Origin of the sequence: Paenibacillus yanchengensis, from assembly GCF_042684845.1 — a bacterium.
Classification (GTDB): domain Bacteria; phylum Bacillota; class Bacilli; order Paenibacillales; family Paenibacillaceae; genus Pristimantibacillus; species Pristimantibacillus yanchengensis.
Genome location: NZ_JBHUMH010000047.1, coordinates 18286 through 42660 on the forward strand (window position 1 = coordinate 18286; position 24375 = coordinate 42660).

Consider the following 24375-nt stretch of genomic DNA (forward strand, 5'->3'; position numbering starts at 1 on the left):
AAGTAGAGTGTGACCAACTGTGTTGGTACGATGCATAAAAGTCTGCGTGTAGTCAACACTGTTTCTGTAGACCCACATGATATTCATTTAGTATGATGATATAGAGAAATGATGATATAGAAAAACATACATAGGAGGAACGGACACTGGATGAGTATACAGAAATAAGACAGGCTGAAAAAGGTGCCTGGGTTAGTATAGCTGCCTATTTGGTTTTGACAATATTCAAACTCGTGTTTGGCTATTTGTTCCTGTCTAGTGCGCTCGTAGCAGATGGATACAATAACTTAACGGATATTGTTGCTTCAATAGCTGTTTTAATTGGTTTGCGAATATCACAAAAGCCCCCCGATAAAGATCATGCATACGGACATTTTCGCGCTGAAACAATTGCAGCATTAGTTGCATCGTTTATTATGGTTTCGGTTGGTATTCAAGTTATCGTTACTGCTGTCAAATCGATTTTTGATCCTGTACAGCAAACACCTAGTTTATTAGCAGCACTTGTTGCACTTCTATCAGCTATTTGTATGGTATTTGTCTACCGGTATAATAATAATTTAGCTAAAAAGCTCGGCAGTCAAGCACTACATGCTGCGGCGAAAGATAATCTATCTGATGCGCTTGTAAGTATTGGAGCTGTTGTAGGGGTAGTTGGAGCACAATTAGGGGCAGCGTGGCTTGATCCGTTAGCAGCTTTAGTTGTCGGCATCATTATTTGTAAAACAGCTTGGGATATTTTTTATAGTGCCACTCACGCTTTAACCGATGGTTTTGACGAAAATGAACTAGGAACATTACGGACGACGATTAGTAAAACGAAAGGTGTGCGAGATATTACAGATATTAAAGCACGCATTCATGGTAGTAAAGTACTGTTGGACGTTATTGTGCAGGTAGATCCCAAATTAAGTTTAGTAGAAAGTCATCATATATGTGACGATATTGAACGAAGAATGCTGCGCAAACATAACATCTGGAGTGTACATGTTCATGTTGAACCATTTAAAATGGAAGTCGATAAAGAAAGTAATAAGTAGTGATTGGATGAAAAAAAATAAGCTATACTTCGTAAGTCAACAGTTGGTTTCAAACAAATGTAATTAAATAAGTAAAGTATGGTAACAATAGACTAAATTTGGTGTGGTAAAAGTAACCACACCTTTTTTTTGTATTTTTTAAAATGGTACTTTTGCCCTAATGAGTATGAGAATTATGAGTAGACAGATGAAGGTCTTAATATTGCGGATACGTGTCTACATATCTATTGGTTTTCTATACCAAGCTTAGTTCTTTGATGGAAACATGACCATATTATTAATTTTTTCTTAGCAAAAACTAGTCGGTCCATCTTCCCAAGTTCGCTATTTTACTATAGGTGTCTGGGTCGATGCTCGTCTGTATGCCCTCCTCTTACAATGAAAACATCGCCGATAGCCGGTGGATAAAATCATCTTAGAGGAGGCGTATGCTTTGAAAGCTTCAATAAAAATCAAAGTAGCAACAGCGGTACTATCTACAACATTGGTGATGGGGTCAATTGCTTGGCCAAGTGCGGCAGAGGCAACATATGCAGCACAATCGATCCAAACAGCAACAGTGCAATATGGTGTCAATATGAGAACCAAGGACTCCACAGCGGGTAAAGTGATCCGCATGCTACGTAAAGGTGAAACGGTTACGATAAACTATCAATCTAATTCTGGTTGGTATCAAGTGACGGATCGAAATGGCGTAAGTGGGTTTGTTTCTAATGACTCTAAATATTTAGATATACAGCAAACGACTACTCCAGAACAGCCAACTAACCCTGTTCAACCTGTCGATCCCACCCCAACAGAACCAACTAATCCCAATCAAAATAATGGGTCACAAACAGTGCTTAACCAATCTGCTACCGTAATATATGGTGTTAATATGCGGACAGCACCTGTAAGCGGCAAAGTTATTCGGATGCTAAGTAAAGGTGAACAAGTACAAATTGTTGGACAAGCTGGTGCGGGTTGGTATCAAGTGAAGGATGCTCGTGGTACAAGTGGTTATGTATCTGCTAGTAGTAAGTATTTACAAATAGCTGGTGAACAACAGCCAGGAAATAACAATGGAAACAACAATAATAACAGTAATAACAACAATGGTGGAAATAATGGCGGCAGCCAAACAAGTAATGCAACGGTAGAAAAAATTATCGCTGCTGGTATGAAATATTTAGGTACGCCTTATGAGTTTGGCTCCAGCCGTAGTTCTACCAGAACATTTGACTGCTCGGCATTTGTGCAGCGTGCATTTTTGGATGTAACAGGGAAGAAAATACCCGGCGATTCTCGTAAGCAAGGTCAGTATGTAAAAGATAAAGGTAATGCAAAATATAGTATAAGCAGCTTGAAACGCGGAGATTTAATGTTCTTCATGTCATACAAAGGTAGTAGCGCTTCGTCTTATAGTGGTCTTAATAAATCCAGTCAAAGAATAACACACGTTGGGATTTACTTAGGGAACAATCAGATATTACACACTTATTCTAAAGAAAGTGGTGGCGTAAAAGTGGATACCTTTACTGGGAAGCATTGGGAGCACCGCTTCTTATATGGAGGAAGTGCGCTATAATTCATTAGCAATATTATCATAATGTAATGAAAGAAAAAGTCGAATCAATTAGCTATAAAATTAGCAATTGATTCGACTTTTTTATTTTGCACGTGAAGTGTGAGATTGTTCGCTTATAAGTGATTGTTTCTTTTCCTCAAGCGGTTCTTGGTTTGTTCGATTAACAGTAGCAATGTCCACTACTACTTCAGTAGACTTACTTGCAGATGCCATATCGGATTGTTTTGTAGATTCACTAGCTGAGTCAAGCGCTGCTTTTGCTGCTTTTCGTTTTCTGATGACACGACGAACGAGCAAAAAGATGAGAACGATTGGGATTCCAGCAAGGAACATGTAAAGAGAAACATCCTGCACCATATTTTCTGCTGCGCGACCATAGAGGTAAAACAAAATCCCTACTGCATAGAATTTCACAGCTCTACCCATTGCTGCATAAGCAAGCAGTTTCCATAAAGGAAAATTAAGGCAACCGGATAAAATAGTGAAAACTTTGAATGGAATCGGAGTAAAAGAACCAAGTAATATTGCAGTTTCTCCATTTTTTTGGAACTTGTCTGTTGCTGCGTCAATCCATTCTTTTTTAAGAATTTTGTACAATACTGATTTTCCCATTAACTTTCCAATTAAATAACCGATAGGCGTACCAAGTAAACAAGCGATATAACCTATAGTTGCTAATACGATAGCGTTGGATGGATTTACTAAGCTTAATGATACTTGTGAAAAAAAGGCAGGTATAGGGAAAATAATAGCATCAAAAAAAGAATGAATAAATAATCCCCAGGGGCCAAAGTCTCGCAAAAAATCTACAACAGCTTGAATCATAGGCAGGCTCCTTCAATTTTGTCTAACGACACAATTATAACATAGGCTGCTAGTCCAAGTCTCCTAGACCTCCGTACAGTAAAATTTGGAACTTTATAATAAGAAAAAAAAGACTGTTATTGCAAAAATTGCATAACAGTCTCTGGGCATTTCTGTGGATTATAGTTTTCATTTCGTTTTTCTATTAGTTGCTGCCGGTAAGTTTGCTTATTTGCTGGATCATGTATATGAGAAAACCATTTGTCTACTGTTTCATTGGAAGTAAGCATTTCACCAAACCCTGCATTAATAAAATGTTCGCAGTTCTCTTCTTCTTGCCCAGGTATTGGTTCGTAGAACAGCATAGGCAATGCTTTGCTCATACCTTCTGTACAAGTCATTCCGCCTGGCTTTGTGACCAGTATATCGGCTATATCCATCAATTTGTTAACTTCTGTCGTAAAGCCAAAGATTACAATGTTCGGATGATTAAATAATGGATCTGCTTCCATCTTTTCACGAAGTTTTTCGTTGGAGCCAACGCAAAAAATAAGCTGCGTCGTATCTTTCCATTTGGTCATATACGTGAGCGCATTATCTTCGAACAATATCCCCCATCCTCCACCCATAATGAGTGCAGTTGGCATGTCTTTCAATTGAAATTGTTCTAATACTTGCTGACGTGGATGAACTTCCCAAAATTTGGGGTGAACTGGGATGCCAGTGACGATTATGCGATCTTGGTCTACCCCTTTGTCCATCAGCTTTCGCATGACACTGGACGAAGAAACCAAATAATTGTTAATTTCATCTCCAAGCCATGAGCCGTGTGCATCATAATCGGTAATAACTGTATATAGAGGCATGTTCAGCCCTAATCTCTTAAGTCGAGCAACTACCGCATTAGGAATAGGATGAGTACAAATAATCATATCCGGTTTTAATTGAGAAATGACTTGGGAAGCTTGCGTATAAAAAACACGGTGTAACGCTAACTGTGTCACTTTGTTAAGTGAACGCTGATAGTTACTGCGATACATCATGCCTACCATGCGAGGCTGGTTGCTCACTGTTTTACGATATGCAGAAACGATTATCGGTTCAACAACAGGATTAAGAAATTTGCCCAACTCAATTACTCGCGATTGAATGGAAGGGTTTAATTGTTTTAAGCCCATTGCCAGCGCATAAGCTGCTTGCGTATGTCCCGATCCGAATCCTTCTGACAGCAATAGCACTCTCTTCTTACGCATAATTTCACCTACTTTTCTTATTCCATATTACTGCTCCTCCAAAAACAATACAAGGAAAAATTGAAGACGTTCCTCATACTATTTGATAACTTACCATTAATTATAACAAAATGAAATAAAAAGGTTCATCACCGTAACTTGGGGTTGACTAGTTAAAGATTTAAACGTTAACGGATATATGTGAAAATTTGTATAGAAAAATGGAACTATCCGCTAAAGGCAGGTTATGCTAGGTTTTAACGAAGATAATTCACCCTATTCACGAAATAATCGCCCTTTTCAAAATTTAGCGAAGATTTATCACGTTAATCGTCCTTTATACTAACATTTTGAGCTACTTTTCCATCGATAAGGTTTAAAATCTTCTTTAGAAATTCTATCGCCCAGATATTCTTCGTTTAGCGATACAAATCTTCCTTACACTTGAGATCAACCCCGTCTTATGGTGATAAACCAATAAAAATCATTTTAGGTAAAATTATCTTTAGGTTAGAATTTGCTCTAGTTGTCTATCTATACTATATCTATGATAAAATAATAGAAGTATGTTAACAAATGGATATAATATTAATAATAATAGATAGACTAATAGATATTCGAGCATATTGGTGGAAGGACGGAGTCAGCTTATGCAGCAATCATCGATGGTAACAAACAATATCGAGCAATATCCAGCAATATATGGACCAGCTATTACAGAGGTAGCGTTTGTCGCTCGACAAAGTTCAGATTGTAGTCAGATTATTCGTTATGCCAAGCAATTAATGCAAGGTATGAGTAGAGGCGAAGAGGTATTCCCGCAACAAGCAGCATTGTCTTGTTCAACATTTAGCGGACATGCTTTGATGACACAATTACCAGACCAACTTCTTCGAGAGCAATTAGCTGCTCGTGAGATTATGCTGCCAGCAAAAAAAAATTACGCTGTAGCTATGTTGTATATGCCTACTGATGAGACTACCCGTCTACAGATAATGGAGGAAATAGAACGATATATTCGTGATTATCATTATGAATTGCTTATTTGGCGTGAAGTACCTGTTAATGCTCAACTTTATAAAGATAGTTGGGATCAGCTTGTACCGAAGATGTATCAATGTATTTTTTCTTTAGAAAATTCCTCCATTGGTAACGAGCAGCTGGAACAACTTTCACGCGATCAGAAGTTATATCGGTTGCGAAAACAAATAGAGCAGCTATTTAAAATAAAACAATTGCCAAGTGGATCGGTTGTCAGCTTGTCAGCAACGGTTGTGACGTACCAAGCTCCGCTCGAGGCAGGGCAATGGTTTACGTTTTTTAAAGACTTGGAAGATACTTCTTATGAAACGAAGTTTGCTATTGTGTACCGTTATCGAGCTATGCTAGCTCAAGAAAGCTGGATACTGCCACTCGCTTGTCATTATATGTTACGTAGTGGCAAGTTACATTCGCTTCGAACTAATCGCGATCTGCTCAAATCACGACAAACGGATATGCAAGTGTCGTGGCTTGCCGATCTGGATGATCCACTCGATATACAGTATGCGACAGATGTTTTGGCAGAAAAAAGCGAATATTATGGTTCCATCATTACCGATAGATTAGCTGAACAGTACTATTTGACTGGACATGGCTTAGCACATTGTGCACTGCAAATGATGCCAAATTTGGCATTGTCTGCTTCGCCTCAAGATAGTCAGCAACAAGCTTATTACACCTATAATAGTGGGCAAATGGAAGCATGGGAAGGTCCAGCTATACTGCTATTTACCGATGGTTCTACTGTTGGTGCGATGATTGATCGAAATTCTTTTCGTTCGGTACGCTATGTGCAAACGAGTGATCAATATTTGTTACTATCTTCGAAATTGATCTACTCGGCGCTTGATGATGTGCAGCTAGTTGCCAAAAACAGGCTGCGACCGGGCAGATTATTAGTAGTAGATACAACGACTGCTCGCATCATCAGTGATGATGTGATGAAACAACGATTGGTAGATCGCAATCCCTATGAAGCTTTGGTAGAGCAACAATTTGTTCATATTGATGAATTACCAGAATCAGCAGCGCAAGATACTTTGACAGAGCACGAGCTGTTTCAATTGCAATTATTGTATGGTTATACACGAGAAGATATACAGCGCATCATGGAGCATATGGCGATAATGGGGCAAGATCCGCTTGTTTCGATGGGTTTTGACGCTCCACTTGCTCTTTTATCGAATAAGCAGCAATCGGTATACAACTATTTTAAACAGCGATTTGTACAAGTGTTATATCCTGCTATTGACCCGGTGCGAGAACAAGCGTCGACTGCAACGAAAATGATGCTTGGCGCTGATCAAAATTTGTTGCAGATTGGTGTTGCACAGTTAAACAAAATTACTGCGGATACACCAGTGTTGTTACCGCAACAAATGGGCAAGCTGCGTCGTTTGCGGATGGCAGGTATGAGAGCGATGACTTTGCCATTAGTTTTTGCTGACGAAGGAATGGAGCAGGCGCTTGATCTGTTATGCAAAGGAGCAGTACGTGCGATTGAAAAAGGTCATACGTTGCTTATACTATCCGATCTGCATTTGCTAGAGGAGCAATATCCTTTAACTGCATTATTAGCGGTTGCTGCTGTTCATCAACATTTGGTCAATGTAGGGCTGCGTTCACGAGTGTCCATTATAGTGGAATCGGGTGAAATAAGGGAAACACATCAATTTGCCTTGTTATTAGGTTATGGTGCAGATGCTGTCTATCCATATTTGGCTTTTGCAACAATCATTCATTTAATTGAGCATGAAGTGTTAAAAGGAATATCCGTAGACAAAGCTGTTCGTAATTATGTGCAAGCGGCAACCCGAGGTATAGTAAAAGTGATGAGTAAAGCGGGTATCGCTACTGTTCAAGCATATCGTGGTTCGGGACTGTTCGAAGCTGTCGGTTTGAGTGATACGTTGATAGCACGTTATTTTCCAAGTACAACTGCTCATTTGGGTGCAATAGATTTGCATGATTTAACGGGAAAAGCAATCGCCCATCGACGAATGGTCCAGCAGTGGAACGGAAAATTTGAACAAGGGGAAAGTAATATGCAGCTGGATAGCGGTGGTCAATTCCAGTGGCGCAAAGACGGGGAGGAACATTTACTTCATCCGCAAACGATTCATACATTACAAAATGCTGCCAGCAAAAATGATTATACATTATATAAAAAGTTTTCGAATCTCATTCATAGTCATGGTAAAAAGCATGTGACGCTTCGTTCTATGCTCTCGTTCAAACCAACTCATCGATCTATTCCACTGGAAGAAGTCGAGCCTGCACAAGCGATTGTAAAACGGTTTAAAACAGGGGCAGCTTCCTATGGAGCTATAAGTGAAGAGGCACATTATAGTTTGTCAGAAGCGATGCATCGATTGCAGGCACGTTCCAACAGTGGGGAAGGTGGGGAAAGCCCACAGAGTCATAGTGAAATACGACAAATTGCATCTGGCAGGTTTGCTGTAACGAATCAGTATTTAGTCACTGCTGCTGAATTGCAGGTAAAAATTGCCCAAGGAGCTAAACCAGGAGAAGGTGGGCGCTTGCCTGGGTTGAAAGTATATCCGTGGATCGCGAAGGCACGTCGAACTACGGCAGGTGTAGGTCTTGTATCACCTCCAAGTCATCACGACGTATATTCGAGCTATGATTTGGCGGGGCTGCTCTACGATTTACGTATGGTAAATGAACAAGCACGTATAAATGTGAAAATAGCTAGTGGCTCCGATGTTGTAGAAGCTGCTATTCAAGCAGTAGAAGGAGGAGCTAATGGGTTAGTCATTAGTGGTTACGATGGTGGAACAGCAGCAGCTTTGAGTGGATCACTCAGACATGCTGGACTACCATGGGAGCTTGGTTTGACAAAAGTGCATCGTGCATTGCAAGAAGTCGGACTAAGAGATCAAGTTATATTAGAAACAGATGGAAAGCTATTGACAGGACGAGACGTTGCAATTGCAGCTTTGATGGGAGCGGAAGAGTTTGGTTTCACAACAGCACCTCTTATCGTACTTGGCTGTATTATGATGCGTGTATGTCAACTAGACACATGCCCAACTGGTATCGCTACGCAAAACGAGCAGTTGCGCAAAAAATTTGCCGGTGATCCCGAACATATTGTTAATTACATGTTATTTATAGCTGAAGAGTTGCGTGAAATTATGGCGCAATTAGGTTTTCGGACGATGGAAGAAATGATTGGGCGAGTAAATCAGCTTGAAGTAGTAGAAGATAGTTCCGCTACAGACATATCGGAAGCTCCTAAGTGGAATCGTGTGCAATTAGAGTCATTGCTTCAACAAGTAGATCCAGAACAGAAGCTAGCAATAAAGGGGCATCAGAACAGAGAAGCAGTAACGGTGGATCATCGTCTACGAGTACAATCTAGCTTTGATCGACAACAGTTAATACCGGTTGTTAGGAAGGCATTAGCTGGGGATGAATCGGTGGTGGGACAATTTATTATACCCGATGGTGAGCGAGCCGTTGGAGCGCAGCTTGGCGCATATGTAAGTTGCTATTATCGTAAGAATAAACCTTTAGAAGTTGCGAAGCGGACTATTCAATTCGAATTGCGTGGTAGAGCTGGTGACAGCTTTGGAGCGTTTCTTCCAGAAGGAATTACTTTAGCACTAATTGGCGATGGTAACGATGGTTTTGGCAAAGGATTGTCAGGTGGTACACTTCTAGTAAAACCTTCGAGAAAACCTAATTATGTAGCAGCTGACCATATTATTGTGGGTAATTCAGCGTTATATGGTGCGACAAGGGGAGAAGCGTACATTAGTGGTATTGCTGGCGCTAGGTTATCTGTTCGTAATAGTGGAGCAATTATTGTCGCAGAAGGAGCAGGCGATCATGCTTGTGAATATATGACGAGCGGTACAACTATTATTTTAGGAGAAACGGGACGCAACTTTGGTGCTGGCATGACGGGTGGAGTGTCGTTTGTATACGATGTTACAGGAGATTTTCATTACCGTTGTAATTTGAAAACAATTATGCTGGAGTACGTAGAAGAGGAAGAAGATATCGCATTTATAAAGCATTACATCGAAAATCATTTGCAATATACTGCTAGTAAACTTGCAGCAACGATACTTGACGATTGGGCGGTAAGTGTGGAACGATTTGTCAAAGTAATACCAAAAGACTATCAAAAATTACTACGTCGAACGAAGCAATTACAAGCACGTGGATTGAACGAGGAGACAGCGGCATATTCCGCTTTTGAAATGATGCGTAGAGAAATGACTCGTACGTAATAAGTATGTAAATATTGATAAATGACGATGCTATTTTTATAGCAAGGAAGTAGGGAGGGTGTTAGATGGGCGAGGTATTAGTGCAATTGCAAAATGTTACGAAAAAAATTAGTGGTAAAACGATTATAGATCAATTAACACTCGATGTACCAAAGGGGGAAGTGTTTGGTTTTTTGGGACCGAACGGCTCTGGTAAAACAACAACAATCCGAATGATGGTCGGGTTAATGAAGCTATCAGCTGGTGAAATTCTAATAGACGGACATAGTATCAAAACAAATTTTGAACAAGCGATTCGTCAAGTTGGTGCAATCGTAGAAAATCCGGAGATGTATAAATATTTGACCGGTTATCAAAATTTACTCCATTATGCACGCATGATTCCGGGAGTGACTAAGGCAAGAATTGAAGAGGTTATTGAATTGGTCGGCATGCGCTCGAGAATCCAAGATAAAGTAAGTACGTATTCCCTTGGTATGCGGCAACGACTTGGTGTAGCGCAAGCGATATTACATCGTCCTAAACTACTTATTTTGGATGAACCAACCAATGGGCTTGATCCGGCTGGTATTCGTGAGCTGCGCAGCTATTTGCGACAATTGTGTAAAGAAGAAGGGACGAGCGTATTTGTATCGAGTCACTTACTTAGCGAAATGGAGCTAATGTGTGATCGAGTAGCGATCATCCAAAAAGGAAAATTGATTGATATTCGTAATATACAGAAAGAATTTACTAAAGCGGCAAGTCAGTTAATGACGATAGAAACAAATGATCCAGAGCGAGCAGTACAGCTTATTAAACAAGCTGGCATTGAGGCGCATAGCAATGAAGCGAATCAAGTAGTTGCTGTCGGAGGCAAAGATGCACGAGCGGAATTGAACGAACTTCTTGTCGTCGCGGGGCTAAAAGTATATAGCGTTCGTGAGCAAGTGAAGACGTTAGAAGATCAATACTTAGAAGTAACAGGGGGTGAAAGTATTGACTAACTTTTGGAATTTGCTTAAAAACGAAAATATGAAAATTTATCGCAGACCACGTACTTATATTATGCTGGCAATTATTGCAGGTCTAGTATTACTTATTTCACTGCTGTGGTTTTCGTTTGATAAGCAATCGACATCTATGTGGGAAGTGGCACAATTAGAGATGACGATTGTTAACGTATTAGTTGCCATATTCGCTGTAGTGATCGCTGCTAGTATCGTTTCTGAGGAGTTTTCAACAGGTACGATTAAATTATTGTTAATAAGACCATGGTCCCGCTCCAAAATATTGTTATCCAAATACATTGCCGCTATTTTATTTTTAATATTGGCTACGGCTGTATTGATCACAAGCAGTTTGTTAATAAACTGGCTGTTATTTTCGGTATTTTCACCAAATACAGTACCGCTGATTGATCCAGAATTTTCGGCGATAATAAATGATGGATCATCGTCTGCTTATTTATTTAAAAGCTATGGATTAAATTTAATTACGACTATTGTAACAGTAACGATGTCATTTATGATCTCGACCATTTTTCGCAGCAATATATTGGCGATCAGTATATCGTTATTTATGTTGCTGATCGTTAACAATATGATGATGTTGTTGACATTAATTAATAAACCATGGGTAGATTATTTATTGTTCATTCATTTAGATTTGGTCAGTTACTTACATAACTCACCAATTCGTGAAGGACTAACCTTATCGTTTTCGTTAACAGTACTGGCTTGTTATTGGTTGCTGTTCATGATATTAACGTGGGTGTTTTTCAAAAAAAGAGATGTCGCATCATAAAATAACTATTTTTGCACATTCTAATGGAGATGAATAAGGAGGGATTAGTTATGAGCAAGTCGAAAAATAATAAGGCAACAAAGCATCCTAAACAGCATTCATCTCCAACGTATGTGCCGGATAGTTGGCATGAAGGAAAGTCAGAGGCTGAGATGGATATCGACCGAATGATTAATGAAGGGCTTGGCGGTGGTCAAGTAACGATGAACAACGGTTTTGTTGGTAAAACGACGACAGATACGATGGAACCACAACCAACGAAAAATTTGGACGATTAGGCAGATAAAAGTTAAAAACAAAATAAAAATTGCTATGTAAAACTCGATTACGCTATTATAAAAACTAGTGTATCGAGTTTTTTTATGTTTGCTATGTTAAAATTGTTTGCCTGTATAGGCATGACTGAAAGCTGCAATTAATGCTTGTTGATCTACATTCCATAATTGTGCAATTTCTGCACTAACTTCTTGTGCCCACCAGTTTGCTTGTGCTTTTTTGTTTTGTTGATTTTCTACAATCCAAATAATGTGGTGAGCTACTTTTTGTACATAAATTTGTTCGGCTGCTGCTATTTTCTCATCATCAATCCATACTTTTAGCCGTTTAATGGTGCGATATAATTCTTTACTACAAGCTCGGCGAATAGCTCTTGCCGTGGGCAGTTTCGGATCGTGCTTTTTCATATGACTCATTGTCAATTTGTTATCACCAACTTATTATCCAGTTATCATACATCTGTATGCATCGGATTCGCACTTGGTCACTAATGAAAGAATAGACAGTTGTTACTATTTATCGCACTACAAAAGCGGCACAGACAAGCATATATAGGAGGTACAAGCATAAAATTGGATAGGTAGCTTCTCAAACTTAAATCGTTGAATAGTGGAGGTAATGAATATGGAACAATGGGTAACGCAAATGATTGAACAATATGGATACGCAGGTATTCTGTTATTAATTGCGATTGAGAATATATTTCCGCCGATTCCATCGGAAGTTATTTTATTGTTAGGTGGTTTTATGACGACTCGAACTTCGCTTAGTGTATTTGGTGTGGTCATTGTCGCCACGCTTGGTTCGCTAATTGGTGCTACGATATTGTATGGGGTTGGTAGAATTGTTAATTTGCAAAAGCTCGAGAGATTTGTAGAAACAAAAGGTAGTTGGATGCGTATAGATGGACAAGATATTGTTAAAGCTAATCGCTGGTTTGATAAATATGGCTATTGGGCTATTTTAGTATGCCGGATTATTCCGCTCGTTCGTAGTTTAATTTCCTTGCCCGCTGGAATGGCGAAAATGCGCATGCCGACATTTTTACTATATACGATGGTAGGAACGTTTATATGGAATATTGTACTCGTTTCGTTGGGAGCTTTTGTAGGCGAGAGATGGACGGAGTTATTAGATTTTATGTCGGTATATTCCACTATTATTTATATTGTGTTGGGGTTAGTGGCTGCTGCATTCCTTGTATATATATTACGAAGAAGAGCAAGTAAACGTTAATTATAGTATAATAACGGTAATAATAATAGAAAGAGGGATAGAGATGACAATAAACCTTGCACTTAAATTGGGGACAGGTAAATCACCACAGCAATTTATCGATGGTATGAGTAAAAATCAAGAGCAGTTTTTACAATGGCAGCAACGATTTGCATGGTCGTCTGCTGATGATCAGCAGTTTTTTGAAGCGTTGCAATCACGAGCTGATTTACACTGTTACATACTAATGGCAGATTGGTGTGGTGATGTTGTACGCAACATACCGGTAGTATTCCAGCTGATGGAAACTAGCGCTATCCCAGTAGAAGTATTAGTGATGGAGGAGCATCTGGAGACGATGGACCAATTTTTAACGTTAGGCGGTCGCTCTATACCAGTCGTTATATTTACAAATACAGCTGGTGATGTGCTTGGCAAGTGGGGACCACGTCCAGCTTACATTCAAGAACCGATGGTTGCATTTAAGCAAAACAACCCGGATCGCGAAGCAGCAGACTATGCTACTAATTTAACGGAAACTCGTGCCGAAATAATGCGTCGTTACGGAGAAGATACAGCGTATCAAGCAGATATTGTTAGAGAAATACGTTCATTATTAGTAACTATTTAATATAAAAATACGAAGGAATAGCAGGGATAGACCGATGGAAAATAAACAACAACAGATAACTTTTACAGTAGAAACGTATGAATTAGGACCACTCCAAACGAATTGCTACGTATTAATTGCACCAGATAACAAAGCTGTTATTGTTGATCCTGGTATGAATCCAGCACGGTTGCTGGAACGAATAAAAGGTTTGCAAGTAGAAGCTATTTTGCTAACGCATGCTCACTTCGATCATATGGGTGGTGTAGAGCAAGTAAGAGTGGCTGCCAAGTGCCCCGTATATTTACATACATTGGAAGCAGATTGGTTAACAGATGCTAAGAAGAATGGTTCTATGCGTTGGTCAGATGTGACACCACCACTTACTACAGCGCCAGCAGAATATGATCTTGCGGATCGGCAAACATTGCAACTTATTGGGCATACTTTCAAGGTGCTACATACGCCAGGTCACTCGCCAGGTAGTGTTAGCTTTGTATGCGGCGAGCATATTTTTTCTGGAGATGTTTTGTTTCGAATGTCGATTGGTAGAACGGATTTGCCTGGTGGAAAAGAAACGGATTTGTACCATTCTATTCAATCGAAATTGTATCCACTGGCTGATGCGACGGTCGTTTATCCTGGGCATGGTCCCAAAACAACGATCGGTTTCGAAAAGCAAAACAACCCATACGTGCGTCAAGCTTAATTAATAATACGTTAGTTAAGCTTATAGGTTGATGTAAGTTTAAGGAACGCTAAAAGGACGGTGCCTCCATTTTGACAAACGAAGTGAAAGAACCAACACTAATAGATAATAGCTCAGAAGAACAAGGAAGTAGTTCGGTAAAACTAACGGCAGAGCAGCAAGCAGCCGAAACGGTAAAACTGATTGAAGCAGTTAGTAAAGAACTATCATTGCCAAAGCAAAAAGTAAAAGCAGCGGTTGACCTGTTGGATGAAGGGAACACGATTCCCTTTATTGCCCGTTACCGAAAAGAGGCGACAGGTGAACTGGATGAAAATGAGCTGCGATCTATTGAAGAAAAATTGCAGTATATGCGTAATCTTGAGGAGCGTAAACGAGAAGTAATTCGCTTAATTGATGAGCAAGGAAAATTGACAGACAAGCTGCAACTGCAAATAACGTCGTCGATTAAACTACAAGAAATCGAAGACTTGTATCGACCATATCGCCAAAAGCGGAAAACGAGAGCAAGTGTAGCCAAAGAAAAAGGATTGGAGCCATTGGCAGAGTGGTTGTTATCCAAACCAGCCTCGATAGAGCCTTTGGAAGAAGCTGCACGTTATATATCGGAACAATTCGCAGTAGAAACAGCAGAACAAGCGCTGCAAGGTGCGATGGATATCGTCGCAGAACAAATAGCGGATGATGCAGCAATTCGAGCTTGGGTGCGAAAGTTTACAAAAGATCAAGCGCTGTTAACAACGGTAGCAAAAGATAGTGAAGTAGAATCGGTGTATGAAATGTACTATCAGTATGAAGAACCGCTACGGAAGTTACCGCCACATCGAACGTTAGCGATTAATCGTGGAGAACGTGAACAAATATTGCGGGTAGCATTTCAGCTAGATCCACAACGTATTTATGACTATATAGCGAATAAATTAGAAGTTGCTCGTAATAATGAAGCGATTAGTTATATTTTAACGTTAGTTGTAGAAGATGCTTATAAACGTTTAATAGCACCATCTATCGAACGTGAAGTTCGTAATGAACTAACGGAGCAAGCAGAAGAGCATGCGATTGCAATATTTTCAGAAAACTTACGTAATCTCCTGTTACAACCACCTGTACGTGGTCAGACTATATTGGCAGTCGATCCGGCATATCGGACAGGCTGTAAATTGGCAGTAGTCGATGATACAGGAAAGATGCTAGAAGTTGGCGTATGCTACCCAACACCGCCGAATAATAAAGTAGCAGAAGCAACGCAAATCGTTAATCGTATGATCGATCAGTATGGCGTTACACTTGCTGTTATTGGAAATGGTACGGCATCTCGTGAATCAGAACAGTTTATTGCGGAGCTGATTGCTAATCGCAAACAAGCAACTGGCGTAGCTGCGTTAAAATACATTATTGTGAACGAAGCAGGTGCCAGTGTTTATTCCGCTTCTAAATTGGCGCAAGAGGAATTTCCAAAACTAGACGTTGCTGAGCGAAGTGCAGTTTCGATTGCACGTAGACTACAGGACCCGCTTGCCGAACTAGTGAAAATCGACCCGAAAGCGATTGGTGTCGGGCAATACCAGCATGATGTTAGTCAAAAAAGATTAAGTGAAACGTTAGGTGGAGTTGTGGAATCTGCCGTTAACCATGTTGGTGTCGATGTAAATACAGCTTCCGCTTCGCTATTATCTTATGTAGCAGGAGTTAATGCGACGATTGCTCGCAATATTGTGAAACATCGTGAAGAGAATGGGCGATTTACTAACCGACAACAATTGAAAAAAGTAGCTCGTTTAGGAGCAAAATCGTTCGAGCAATGCGTTGGTTTTTTGCGCATACCCGAAGGAGCTAATCCACTTGATACAACACCTATTCACCCGGAATCTTACGCGGTTGTAGATCGTTTGTTCCAAATGGTCCAATTGCAAATAAGTGAAATAGGATCGCAGTCGTTAAAAGAACAATTAGAACAGCTTAATCTAGAGCAATTAGCAGAACAATTGCAGGTTGGTGTACCGACGTTACGAGATATCGTTGATAGTTTATTGCGTCCAGGTCGTGATCCACGTGAAGAGTTACCCGCTCCGATTTTTCATACCGATGTACTGCAATTGGAAGATTTGGTAGCAGGGATGGAACTGCAAGGTACTGTCCGCAACGTCATAGACTTTGGTGCTTTCATTGATATTGGTGTGAAAAATGATGGGCTAGTTCATATTTCACAATTGAGCGATAAATTTGTCAAACATCCGATGGATGTCGTGTCGGTTGGAGATATTGTCACCGTATGGGTGTTGGATGTAGATGTGAAGCGGGGCAGAGTAGGGCTTACGATGCGCCGTCCTACTTAAAGCAAACTTACTATTTGGAGTGAATGGATAATGGAAAATACAACGATGATGAAGTCGGATGTAGCTATGACGGCAGAACATTACACGACTCTACAACAGATTATTGAAGGACGACATGCTGTCCGCCACTATGATGAAACATTTGAAATTGCGAAAGAAGAAATAAAACAATTGCTAGAACTTGCTACCCGCGCACCATCTTCGTCGAATTTGCAGCCATGGCGCATAATTGTTGTGGATGATAAGCAATTGCAGCAACAAATCGTACCGATTGCTAGCAATCAACAACAAGTAGCACAAGCATCGGCTGTTATTCTACTGTTCGCAGATACAAAAATGTATGAAAAAAGTGAACAAGTAGCTGAAGCAGCATATGTTGCAGGTATTGCAGATCAACCGCTTCGAGATAGAATGGTAGCTAGCTTTCGAAAACAGTATGGTGCGATGACAGACGACAGATTGAAGTCGATTGCACTGTTTGATGCTGGCATGATAGCGATGAACATCATGTTACTTGCCAAAGCACGCGGCTACGAAACAGGTCCAATGGGCGGTTTTGATCACGAGCAATTGAAACAGTTGTTTGGTATATCTGATCGTTACGTACCAGCTTTGATGATGCCAATCGGTAAAGCTGCTTCACCTGGTCGTCCGACTGCACGGATGCCCATATCAGAAGTGATAGCTTTCAACCAATCATTCGACTAACCTATATTGTGTCAAATAAAGAAACACTCTGAGCTCTTATAACGAGATTTCGTTAATAAGAGCTTAGAGTGTTTTTTGATAATATAAGTAATAGTTAAGTATATAATAACTACAGTTGTCCTGGATTAGATATTGGTTGCTGCTCATCCTCTAATTTCGTACGATAAAAATACCAGCAGTCATTTAATAATTTTATTTGTTTACGATCACGCTTGAAGTAAGCACGCTGTAGTTGGTTACATAACCATTGTGGCATGCACACCCCTCCCCTCAACTTCACCACTTAGTGTAGGTTATTGTCATAGGTTATTATCCTATGAAGCGGGCAGATTGGAAGTGCAGGTCCCACACAAATCTTTTTTAATTAGGAATGTAAACCTTCTTCTAATTCTTCATACCATTGTTCCAGTTGGGCTTGCAATGCTCTGATTTCAGTTAGTAGCGAAATAAGCGGATAATCTTTTTCTTGAATAGCTGCAAAATCTTTTTCTAATGTATTAATATAATCTATACCAGAAATGATCGATGTGTGTTCACTATGCAAATCAATATTATCACCCTCAGCTACTGCTCTTGGCAATGTAGGGATATGGTCTGCTGTTAACTTCTCCATTTCTTTATGTAGACGCAAATTTAATGCACTCAATTGATAAGCATGCGTAGCTGGCATTTCTACAAAAAATAGCTGATCTTGCTGCTGCATAATTACGTATCGCATTTGGCTCATTACTTCTTGCACTCCTTTTTGATAGGTTCATGTGAAAAAATGTCGATTTAAAGTATCATCTATTTGACAGTGTATCGTATTAGATGTATATAATTCAAGTATAATAACGGATGATCTTCAAGGGAGGGATAAGCGAAAAGTGACAGATGAGCAATTACAACAATGGGTAGAGCAAATATCATTACAGTATTTTAAACGGCCATTTTTACATAAAGCAACCTTCAACGCTCGTTTGAAAGCGACTGGAGGACGTTATTTTACAAAGACACATCACATCGAGATTAGCCCGCATCAATTAGAAACATTCGGCAAAGACGAAACCGAGAAAATTATAAAACATGAATTATGCCATTATCATCTTCATTTACTAGGGCTAGGCTACAAACATCGAGATGCTGCGTTCAAACAGTTGCTGCAACATGTAGGAGGTGCTAGATACTGTCAGACGTTGCCCGATCGTGAGCAGCGCAAACCGGAACCGTATCGTTATAAACTGCAATGTGAAGCTTGTCAGCTCGTTTATATGAGAAAACGAAAAGTCGATCCCAAAAAATATGTATGTGGCAAGTGTCGAGGGAAATTACGTTTATACGAGATTACTTAAAAATTAACGAGTATAGCTTCAAGAGGAAATTATCCTAAAATAGGAAGAGAAGTGGCGTAGTATACGTATTTGCTTATTTATTGCGTATCCCCGTTGCTCAGTAGGCGTGGGCAAATAGAAAGGGATATCGTATCCCCGTTGCTCAGTAGGGCGTGGGCAAATAGAAAGGGATATCGTATCCCCGTTGCTCAGTAGGGCGTGGGCAAATAAAAAGGGATATCGTATCCCCATCGCTCAGTGGGAGTGCTGAGGGTAGGAGTAGGAGTTGTCGATCTTAGTTTGAGATATGCACTGTGATATGGAAATTAATGATCAAATCCTTGACAAATGTTACCGAACATGATATATTAATAATTGTCGATTTTAATATTCCCTGATAGCTCAGTTGGTAGAGCACTCGACTGTTAATCGAGTTGTCACAGGTTCGAGTCCTGTTCGGGGAGCCAATGTGGGGAGATACCCAAGTGGCTCAAGGGGACCCTCTGCTAAGGGGTTAGGCTGAGTGATCGGTGCGAGGGTTCGAATCCCTCTCTCTCCGCCACACATTGACATGGATACCCGCAAATCGTTTATGCTATAGACGAGTTTGCGGGTTTTTTGTGTTTTGCACAGTAGGTTAATATTAGTTGTTTATAGATTTTATTGTTATTTAGTTATAATGAAATATAGCTGTAGTTGTAGCATTATCTTTAGCTACTAGTCGCACCCAGTGAGCAGAATAGCCTTGTGGGAATAGATGTTCGACGGTAGTACTTGCTCGAACATCTATCGTTGTGTAGTGAACCCATGTACCATTTGCCAAGAAATCTACTTCCACGTCAAATGTAATTTTTCGTTGCTCTGTATGACTTAAAGCCAATTTTTTGTGTAAATATCCAGCCATTAAGTAGGGATCAGAAGGTTCGTTTGCTAGCACAGTACTGTTACACCAAGGTCCGCCCCAACCTCGAGGTGCTCCCATTTTGCGTCAGTCGTCTACATTTCCAAACCATAACCCGACATCGTGATTATAACAAACGTGTTCAGAAATAGTGGAGTCGATACTAACTGCATTATTGTCTAATTCCTTTTCTGTCATTAAACCAGATAATACAAGCATTCCTCTCCAGGAACAGAAATCATAAATATGTTTTTCATGTGTGCAAATGGGTTGGATTTTTTGAACTCCTCCTGATCTATCCACCGGTAACTCGTAGAATGATCCATGAATATTTAGTAACTTCCGTTCGGTAACGACTTCGCGGATTGCCCGTGCTTGCTGCACGGAGTTATTGTTTTTGGTAGCAGCGCTTTTTGGTAAACGATATTGTTGACCGTCTGAAGCTCGAATGATCACAGAAGCAGCGTCTACTTTACAATCGGTAGTAATGCTATATTTGTCCACAAACTCTGAACATAATGAATCGTCCTTTACTTCTTTTATTTGTAGCTGTTCATTCCATTTATATAACGTTTGTTGTGTTGCTTTACCTACATCATCTCGTGCTTGACGAACCATATATAATGGCAAATCCATATCATCTGCATTAATTAACAATCCATCTGTCCGCTCTACTGTGCTGCCAATAGAGGCAAGAGCAGTGAACATTGCTGGTTGCTCCTTATTTCCTGTAGCAGGGCTATAGTGGTAGTGAGCAGTTACTTTAGATGATGCTTGTTGCACCTGTAATCTGATCCATTCTGCTTGCAGCTGTTGGGGAAAAATAACGTACTGATAACTATGAGCTGGTACGGTAATCGTTTGATAAGTCGTCCAGTTTCCATATCCTTGTTGATCTAATTCAATCGCAAAGGTTACTTTCTCATCTTGTTGATGGGAGAGATGCAACGTACGTTGTTCATAGCCAGCAAACAAATAGGGTTCCGAATACTGCCCAGCAGTCACATCTTCATTTGCCCACACACCGCCAAAACCAGTTGGATTGCCGAAATCCTTCAGTTTATCAACAGATGTAAATAATAAGTTGGACTGACACCGCCCAGTAAGTGGGTTTTCTTGTACAGAAGCATCATTACAACCCAGCACGAGCTGTTCATTCCACTTGGCAAAGTCAACGATCATTTTATGGTGAACGGAAATAGGTCGAATCCCGCTACTGTTTGCTTCAGAAAAGGTTGGTGGAAACCAAAAGAGCGTACCAAACATATCCATTAACCAATCTGTTTCGCCAATATCACGAATTCTCGGCCATTCTGTAAACCAACCATCATCGGCACTATGTGTATAACTCCCCATCGGTAAACGATATCGTTGCCTTGACTTATTTTCACAAACGTTTAATAAAACTGATTTTTCATCCCAGCCAAGTGCCCATATTGGAGCTTCATCGGTAGGTGAACCGTATATTCCACCTGGTCCAGTAATTTCGGTATATTTGTTCTGATCGACAATAGTCCAATTTTCTCGTTTTCCAGCGTCTCCCTCGCCTGTCCATTCCGCCAGTACGCCACCTAAACCATTGTTTGACACAACTAATCTGCCTTGCCCAGAATAAGCACCTTTGCCATGTACACCCGGTAATAGATACATCATAGGATTCATATGATTGGGATCTCGATATAGCGTAGTGACTTGCAGCGAATGGACATCAACTTCATATAAACCTGACTCCATCGTATAAAAAACAACTTTGTTCTGTGGATCAGTCAAATGTTTGGTAACGGCTGTAAGACGACCTTCCATTTTTGCTGGTGATATTACTCGTACGGAGCCAAACTTATCGATAAAATAAGGTTCAATAATTAACTGTTCTGATTCAAGATGAATCATTCTATTCGCATGTGTTCCTTCCACACTAAGTGGATGTGTTTCTACATTCAAATGGGCATCTAGCGCAAATAATTTGTCTTTACTGCCATAAGGCTTGTGGGCGGGGTAAGTGATGTACCATAATTTGTTGGCCCAAGGAACGATTGCTCCTAGTCCGGATTCCCATTCTGGATCGTCTATTGTTCCATTCCAAGCTGGGGATAAATTCCGCTAAAATGTAATAAATCATTATTTTCCTTCCTGATAGGCTTTTGACTGGTTGTTTCCGATTGAGTGTTCATATTATATCTCTCCTTTTCTTACTCGAGTAAGTTTAAATAACAATATAAACGGGAACGGATTAGTTGTCAACAGTTATTTACTCGAGTAAGTATTGGGTTGTTATTTGGCAAGAATGTTGTTAAGATAAAAGATAGTTAAGTCCATATTTGATAATGATAGTACGTAGATTTGGCAGGGGGTATACTATTGGCAACACGTAAAGAAGTGGCGGATAAAGCGGGTGTTTCAGTTGCTACTGTTTCCTATGTGATGAATAATAAACAAGGCGTTAGCGAAGAAACTCGGGCACGAGTATGGCAAGCTATTACGGAATTGGAGTACAAACCTAGCTACGCAGCTAGAAGTTTGAAAATACAAAAATCTAACAATTTAGCCGTATTTATCAATTACTTAGGGGACCCCTTTGAAGCTGGTTTATTGAACCATTTGGAAGAAAGAGCTCGCGAAGCAGGATATTTTCTTAACTTTCAAACGTTTTCGTCTGAAACAGAAATCGAATTTCGTCATCAATTTGCTGGGAGAGTAGATGGATTACTTTTGATAGGGCAAACTTTACAAGCGGAGACGCTGCAAACTTTACGTGCTAACAACTTACCAATTGTTTCGATTACACAGGCAGCTTCCGACCATTCCTTTGACGCTATTGCAGATATTGATTGGGAGATGGCGATGTATCAATTATTAACTCATTTGTACGAACAAGGGCATCGCCGTATTGCTTTTATGGAAAATGAACACTACAATCATCCCCATCACTATCGCAAAATTGCCTTTGTGAAAGCGATGGAGCGGTTGCAACTTACATTTAACGAGCAGTACTTTTTGCAAGGAGGTGGTCGATTAGAGCAGGCACAACAACAGATGTACAGCTACCTACGAGCTAGTTCGTCCGAGAAGTTTACCGCATTTGTAGCGGCATCAGATCTAATGGCAATTGGCATGCTTACTGCCTGTCGACAATTACAAATTGCAGTACCAGAAGAGCTAGCTATTTGTGGATGCGAAAACATTCTAATGACTACGCAAACGGAACCAGAAATAACGACTATTCACTATCCTCGGAAAGAAGTAGCTTATGCAGCTGTCGATTTAATTAGCAAATTATTGCAACAGCAGTCTGCTCCATCCTATAAAATATCTACTGAGCTAGTATTGCGCAAATCTACGATTCAGCAAGTGAGTTTAGTATAGGGAAACTAATTTAAAAAAAGACTTGCATGTTTTAATAGAACTCGATATAATATACCTTGTCGTCAAAAAGATTTCGGTAGTGTTGGCGGTCATCGTATACTTATAATAAGGGTATATATCGATGTATGTCAGGCCCGTTGGTCAAGGGGTTAAGACACCTCCCTTTCACGGAGGTAACAGGGGTTCGAATCCCCTACGGGTCACCATTTACTTATTTTTGGAGCAGCTCTTGTGGAGTGTGTTTCGATCATGAGAGCCATTAGCTCAGTTGGTAGAGCACCTGACTTTTAATCAGGGAGTCGAAGGTTCGAGTCCTTCATGGCTCACCAGTTTTTTATAGGTGTAACTATAATAGAAGTTAACAGAAGCTGAATTTTACGATAGGGTAATTCGGCTTAATATTGTACCTATCAGTTGTAAAATTTTAATTTGCGGTCGTGGTGGAATGGCAGACACGCTAGCTTGAGGGGCTAGTGGGCGAAAGCCCGTGGAGGTTCGAGTCCTCTCGACCGCACCATATAGAAAATCGTTAGAACCCTTGATACATAAGGGTTTTTGTTGTTATATAACAGTGTGTTTGGAAATAGTATAACAGATGCGGTTTTGATGATTGATGTAAAATTGATGTAAAAAAATAAATGATTACATAGAATTCAGCGATATTATACATAAAAATATAGAAACGGCTAAGGTGAGACGTGCAGCTCCTTAACCGTTTTTTTTATGCTTATTTTCACTCATATGGATAACAGATCATCAAACTTATTAGCTGCCGCTTCATCAGCTGTCTTGAGCGTGTGGGCATAGATGTTAAGTGTGGTAGTAATGTCGGCATGTCCTAAACGATCAGAAATCACTTTGGCATGTACACCGCTATTGAGTAGCAATGTAGCTGATGTATGACGAAGATCATGGAAGCGGATATAGCGAAGATTATGTTTCTTGGTGAAGGTTGTCCAGAAGCTATTAACACTGTAGGGGCTCATAGGCTTACCTTCTATAGCAGTGAACACAAAATGCCTGTCTGGTATGGCAACACTAAATCAAACAATTTTTTTAGGGGCTTGTAATCGATACTGTACAGGTGTAAGATAGTCCAATGTTCCATGAATACGATGATTATTAAACCAATGGACATAGTCGGATAATTCTATTTGTAATTGCTTAAGAGTATGAAAAGTAATGTGATAAATAAATTCTGTTTTCATACACTTAA

General features: G+C 40.0%; 22 protein-coding genes and 5 tRNA genes. 18 read left to right on the top strand and 9 right to left on the bottom strand.

Going from position 1 to position 24375, the window contains the following annotated elements:
* Nucleotides 1-146 precede the first annotated feature (146 nt).
* The gene (locus ACFSTH_RS12435; RefSeq protein WP_377770586.1) at nt 147-1040 is read left to right on the top strand and encodes a cation diffusion facilitator family transporter; all 894 of its coding nucleotides are present in this window, start codon (nt 147-149) and stop codon (nt 1038-1040) included.
* A gap of 433 nt (nt 1041-1473) precedes the next feature.
* The gene (locus ACFSTH_RS12440; RefSeq protein WP_377770550.1) at nt 1474-2607 is read left to right on the top strand and encodes a C40 family peptidase; all 1134 of its coding nucleotides are present in this window, start codon (nt 1474-1476) and stop codon (nt 2605-2607) included.
* Nucleotides 2608-2688: 81 nt separating this feature from the next.
* Here ACFSTH_RS12440 and ACFSTH_RS12445 read toward each other — a convergent pair whose 3' ends face one another.
* Together ACFSTH_RS12445 and ACFSTH_RS12450 are read right to left on the bottom strand one after the other, a co-directional pair.
* Nucleotides 2689-3432: a YqaA family protein gene (locus tag ACFSTH_RS12445; RefSeq protein ID WP_377770552.1), complete on the bottom strand. Its 744-nt coding sequence runs from the start codon at nt 3430-3432 to the stop codon at nt 2689-2691.
* Nucleotides 3433-3548: 116 nt separating this feature from the next.
* Nucleotides 3549-4664: an MGDG synthase family glycosyltransferase gene (locus tag ACFSTH_RS12450; protein ID WP_377770554.1), complete on the bottom strand. Its 1116-nt coding sequence runs from the start codon at nt 4662-4664 to the stop codon at nt 3549-3551.
* 629 nt (nt 4665-5293) lie between these two features.
* Between ACFSTH_RS12450 and gltB the strand changes: the two genes are divergently transcribed.
* The 4 genes from gltB to ACFSTH_RS12470 all read left to right on the top strand — a co-directional run bounded on the left by gltB (nt 5294) and on the right by ACFSTH_RS12470 (nt 12009).
* Entirely contained in the window at nt 5294-9946 is a 4653-nt protein-coding gene (gene gltB / locus ACFSTH_RS12455) for a glutamate synthase large subunit (protein ID WP_377770556.1), read from the top strand.
* Between the two features lie 65 nt (nt 9947-10011).
* The gene (locus tag ACFSTH_RS12460; protein ID WP_377770558.1) at nt 10012-10932 is read left to right on the top strand and encodes an ABC transporter ATP-binding protein; all 921 of its coding nucleotides are present in this window, start codon (nt 10012-10014) and stop codon (nt 10930-10932) included.
* Complete coding sequence (locus ACFSTH_RS12465) at nt 10916-11731, top strand: ABC transporter permease (RefSeq protein WP_377770560.1); 816 nt, start codon at nt 10916-10918, stop codon at nt 11729-11731. The genes ACFSTH_RS12460 and ACFSTH_RS12465 overlap by 17 nt, the downstream gene beginning before the upstream one ends.
* Before the next feature lie 50 nt (nt 11732-11781).
* Nucleotides 11782-12009 carry a hypothetical protein gene (locus ACFSTH_RS12470; RefSeq protein WP_377770562.1) on the top strand — a complete coding sequence of 76 codons (228 nt, stop codon included), beginning with the start codon at nt 11782-11784 and terminating at the stop codon, nt 12007-12009.
* Between the two features lie 96 nt (nt 12010-12105).
* Here the strand turns inward: ACFSTH_RS12470 and ACFSTH_RS12475 are convergent, their stop codons facing one another.
* Nucleotides 12106-12429: a dehydrogenase gene (locus ACFSTH_RS12475; protein WP_377770564.1), complete on the bottom strand. Its 324-nt coding sequence runs from the start codon at nt 12427-12429 to the stop codon at nt 12106-12108.
* Nucleotides 12430-12631: 202 nt separating this feature from the next.
* On the opposite strand from ACFSTH_RS12475, the gene ACFSTH_RS12480 reads away from it, so the two are divergent.
* The 5 genes from ACFSTH_RS12480 to ACFSTH_RS12500 all read left to right on the top strand — a co-directional run bounded on the left by ACFSTH_RS12480 (nt 12632) and on the right by ACFSTH_RS12500 (nt 17585).
* Complete coding sequence (locus ACFSTH_RS12480) at nt 12632-13243, top strand: DedA family protein (protein WP_377770566.1); 612 nt, start codon at nt 12632-12634, stop codon at nt 13241-13243.
* 43 nt (nt 13244-13286) lie between these two features.
* A complete protein-coding gene (locus tag ACFSTH_RS12485) occupies nt 13287-13853 on the top strand; it encodes a thioredoxin family protein (protein ID WP_377770568.1) in 567 nt (188 codons plus the stop codon).
* Nucleotides 13854-13887: 34 nt separating this feature from the next.
* A complete protein-coding gene (locus ACFSTH_RS12490; RefSeq protein WP_377770570.1) occupies nt 13888-14541 on the top strand; it encodes an MBL fold metallo-hydrolase in 654 nt (217 codons plus the stop codon).
* A gap of 179 nt (nt 14542-14720) precedes the next feature.
* A complete protein-coding gene (locus ACFSTH_RS12495; protein ID WP_377770588.1) occupies nt 14721-16877 on the top strand; it encodes a Tex family protein in 2157 nt (718 codons plus the stop codon).
* A gap of 30 nt (nt 16878-16907) precedes the next feature.
* Nucleotides 16908-17585: a nitroreductase family protein gene (locus ACFSTH_RS12500; RefSeq protein ID WP_377770572.1), complete on the top strand. Its 678-nt coding sequence runs from the start codon at nt 16908-16910 to the stop codon at nt 17583-17585.
* Between the two features lie 109 nt (nt 17586-17694).
* Here the strand turns inward: ACFSTH_RS12500 and cmpA are convergent, their stop codons facing one another.
* The gene (gene cmpA / locus ACFSTH_RS12505) at nt 17695-17841 is read right to left on the bottom strand and encodes a cortex morphogenetic protein CmpA (protein ID WP_377770574.1); all 147 of its coding nucleotides are present in this window, start codon (nt 17839-17841) and stop codon (nt 17695-17697) included.
* A 108-nt stretch (nt 17842-17949) separates the two neighbouring features.
* Nucleotides 17950-18312, bottom strand: a complete 363-nt coding sequence (locus ACFSTH_RS12510; RefSeq protein WP_377770576.1) for a hydrolase/acyltransferase — start codon at nt 18310-18312, stop codon at nt 17950-17952.
* 139 nt (nt 18313-18451) lie between these two features.
* Here ACFSTH_RS12510 and ACFSTH_RS12515 point away from each other — a divergent pair, with 139 nt between their 5' ends.
* From ACFSTH_RS12515 to ACFSTH_RS12525, 3 genes are all read left to right on the top strand, one after another.
* Complete coding sequence (locus ACFSTH_RS12515; protein ID WP_377770578.1) at nt 18452-18916, top strand: SprT family protein; 465 nt, start codon at nt 18452-18454, stop codon at nt 18914-18916.
* Nucleotides 18917-19286: 370 nt separating this feature from the next.
* Nucleotides 19287-19362 (top strand) — tRNA-Asn (locus ACFSTH_RS12520).
* A gap of 4 nt (nt 19363-19366) precedes the next feature.
* A tRNA-Ser gene (locus tag ACFSTH_RS12525) sits at nt 19367-19457 on the top strand.
* A gap of 108 nt (nt 19458-19565) precedes the next feature.
* Here ACFSTH_RS12525 and ACFSTH_RS12530 read toward each other — a convergent pair.
* Together ACFSTH_RS12530 and ACFSTH_RS12535 are read right to left on the bottom strand one after the other, a co-directional pair.
* Entirely contained in the window at nt 19566-19877 is a 312-nt protein-coding gene (locus ACFSTH_RS12530; protein WP_377770580.1) for a hypothetical protein, read from the bottom strand.
* 6 nt (nt 19878-19883) lie between these two features.
* On the bottom strand, nt 19884-21737 hold the full coding sequence (locus tag ACFSTH_RS12535; RefSeq protein WP_377770582.1) for a hypothetical protein: 1854 nt from the start codon (nt 21735-21737) through the stop codon (nt 19884-19886).
* Nucleotides 21738-22154: 417 nt separating this feature from the next.
* Here ACFSTH_RS12535 and ACFSTH_RS12540 point away from each other — a divergent pair, with 417 nt between their 5' ends.
* The 4 genes from ACFSTH_RS12540 (at nt 22155) to ACFSTH_RS12555 (ending at nt 23676) form a co-directional block, all read left to right on the top strand.
* Nucleotides 22155-23159 carry a LacI family DNA-binding transcriptional regulator gene (locus ACFSTH_RS12540; protein WP_377770584.1) on the top strand — a complete coding sequence of 335 codons (1005 nt, stop codon included), beginning with the start codon at nt 22155-22157 and terminating at the stop codon, nt 23157-23159.
* A 131-nt stretch (nt 23160-23290) separates the two neighbouring features.
* Nucleotides 23291-23365 (top strand) — tRNA-Glu (locus ACFSTH_RS12545).
* A 47-nt stretch (nt 23366-23412) separates the two neighbouring features.
* Nucleotides 23413-23488 (top strand) — tRNA-Lys (locus ACFSTH_RS12550).
* A 102-nt stretch (nt 23489-23590) separates the two neighbouring features.
* Nucleotides 23591-23676, top strand: a tRNA-Leu gene (locus ACFSTH_RS12555).
* A gap of 220 nt (nt 23677-23896) precedes the next feature.
* On the opposite strand, the gene ACFSTH_RS12560 is transcribed toward ACFSTH_RS12555, so the two are convergent.
* Nucleotides 23897-24190, bottom strand: a complete 294-nt coding sequence (locus ACFSTH_RS12560) for a site-specific integrase (protein WP_377770590.1) — start codon at nt 24188-24190, stop codon at nt 23897-23899.
* A gap of 12 nt (nt 24191-24202) precedes the next feature.
* On the bottom strand, nt 24203-24375 hold a 173-nt coding region (locus ACFSTH_RS12565; RefSeq protein WP_377793700.1), incomplete at its 5' end, for an IS3 family transposase.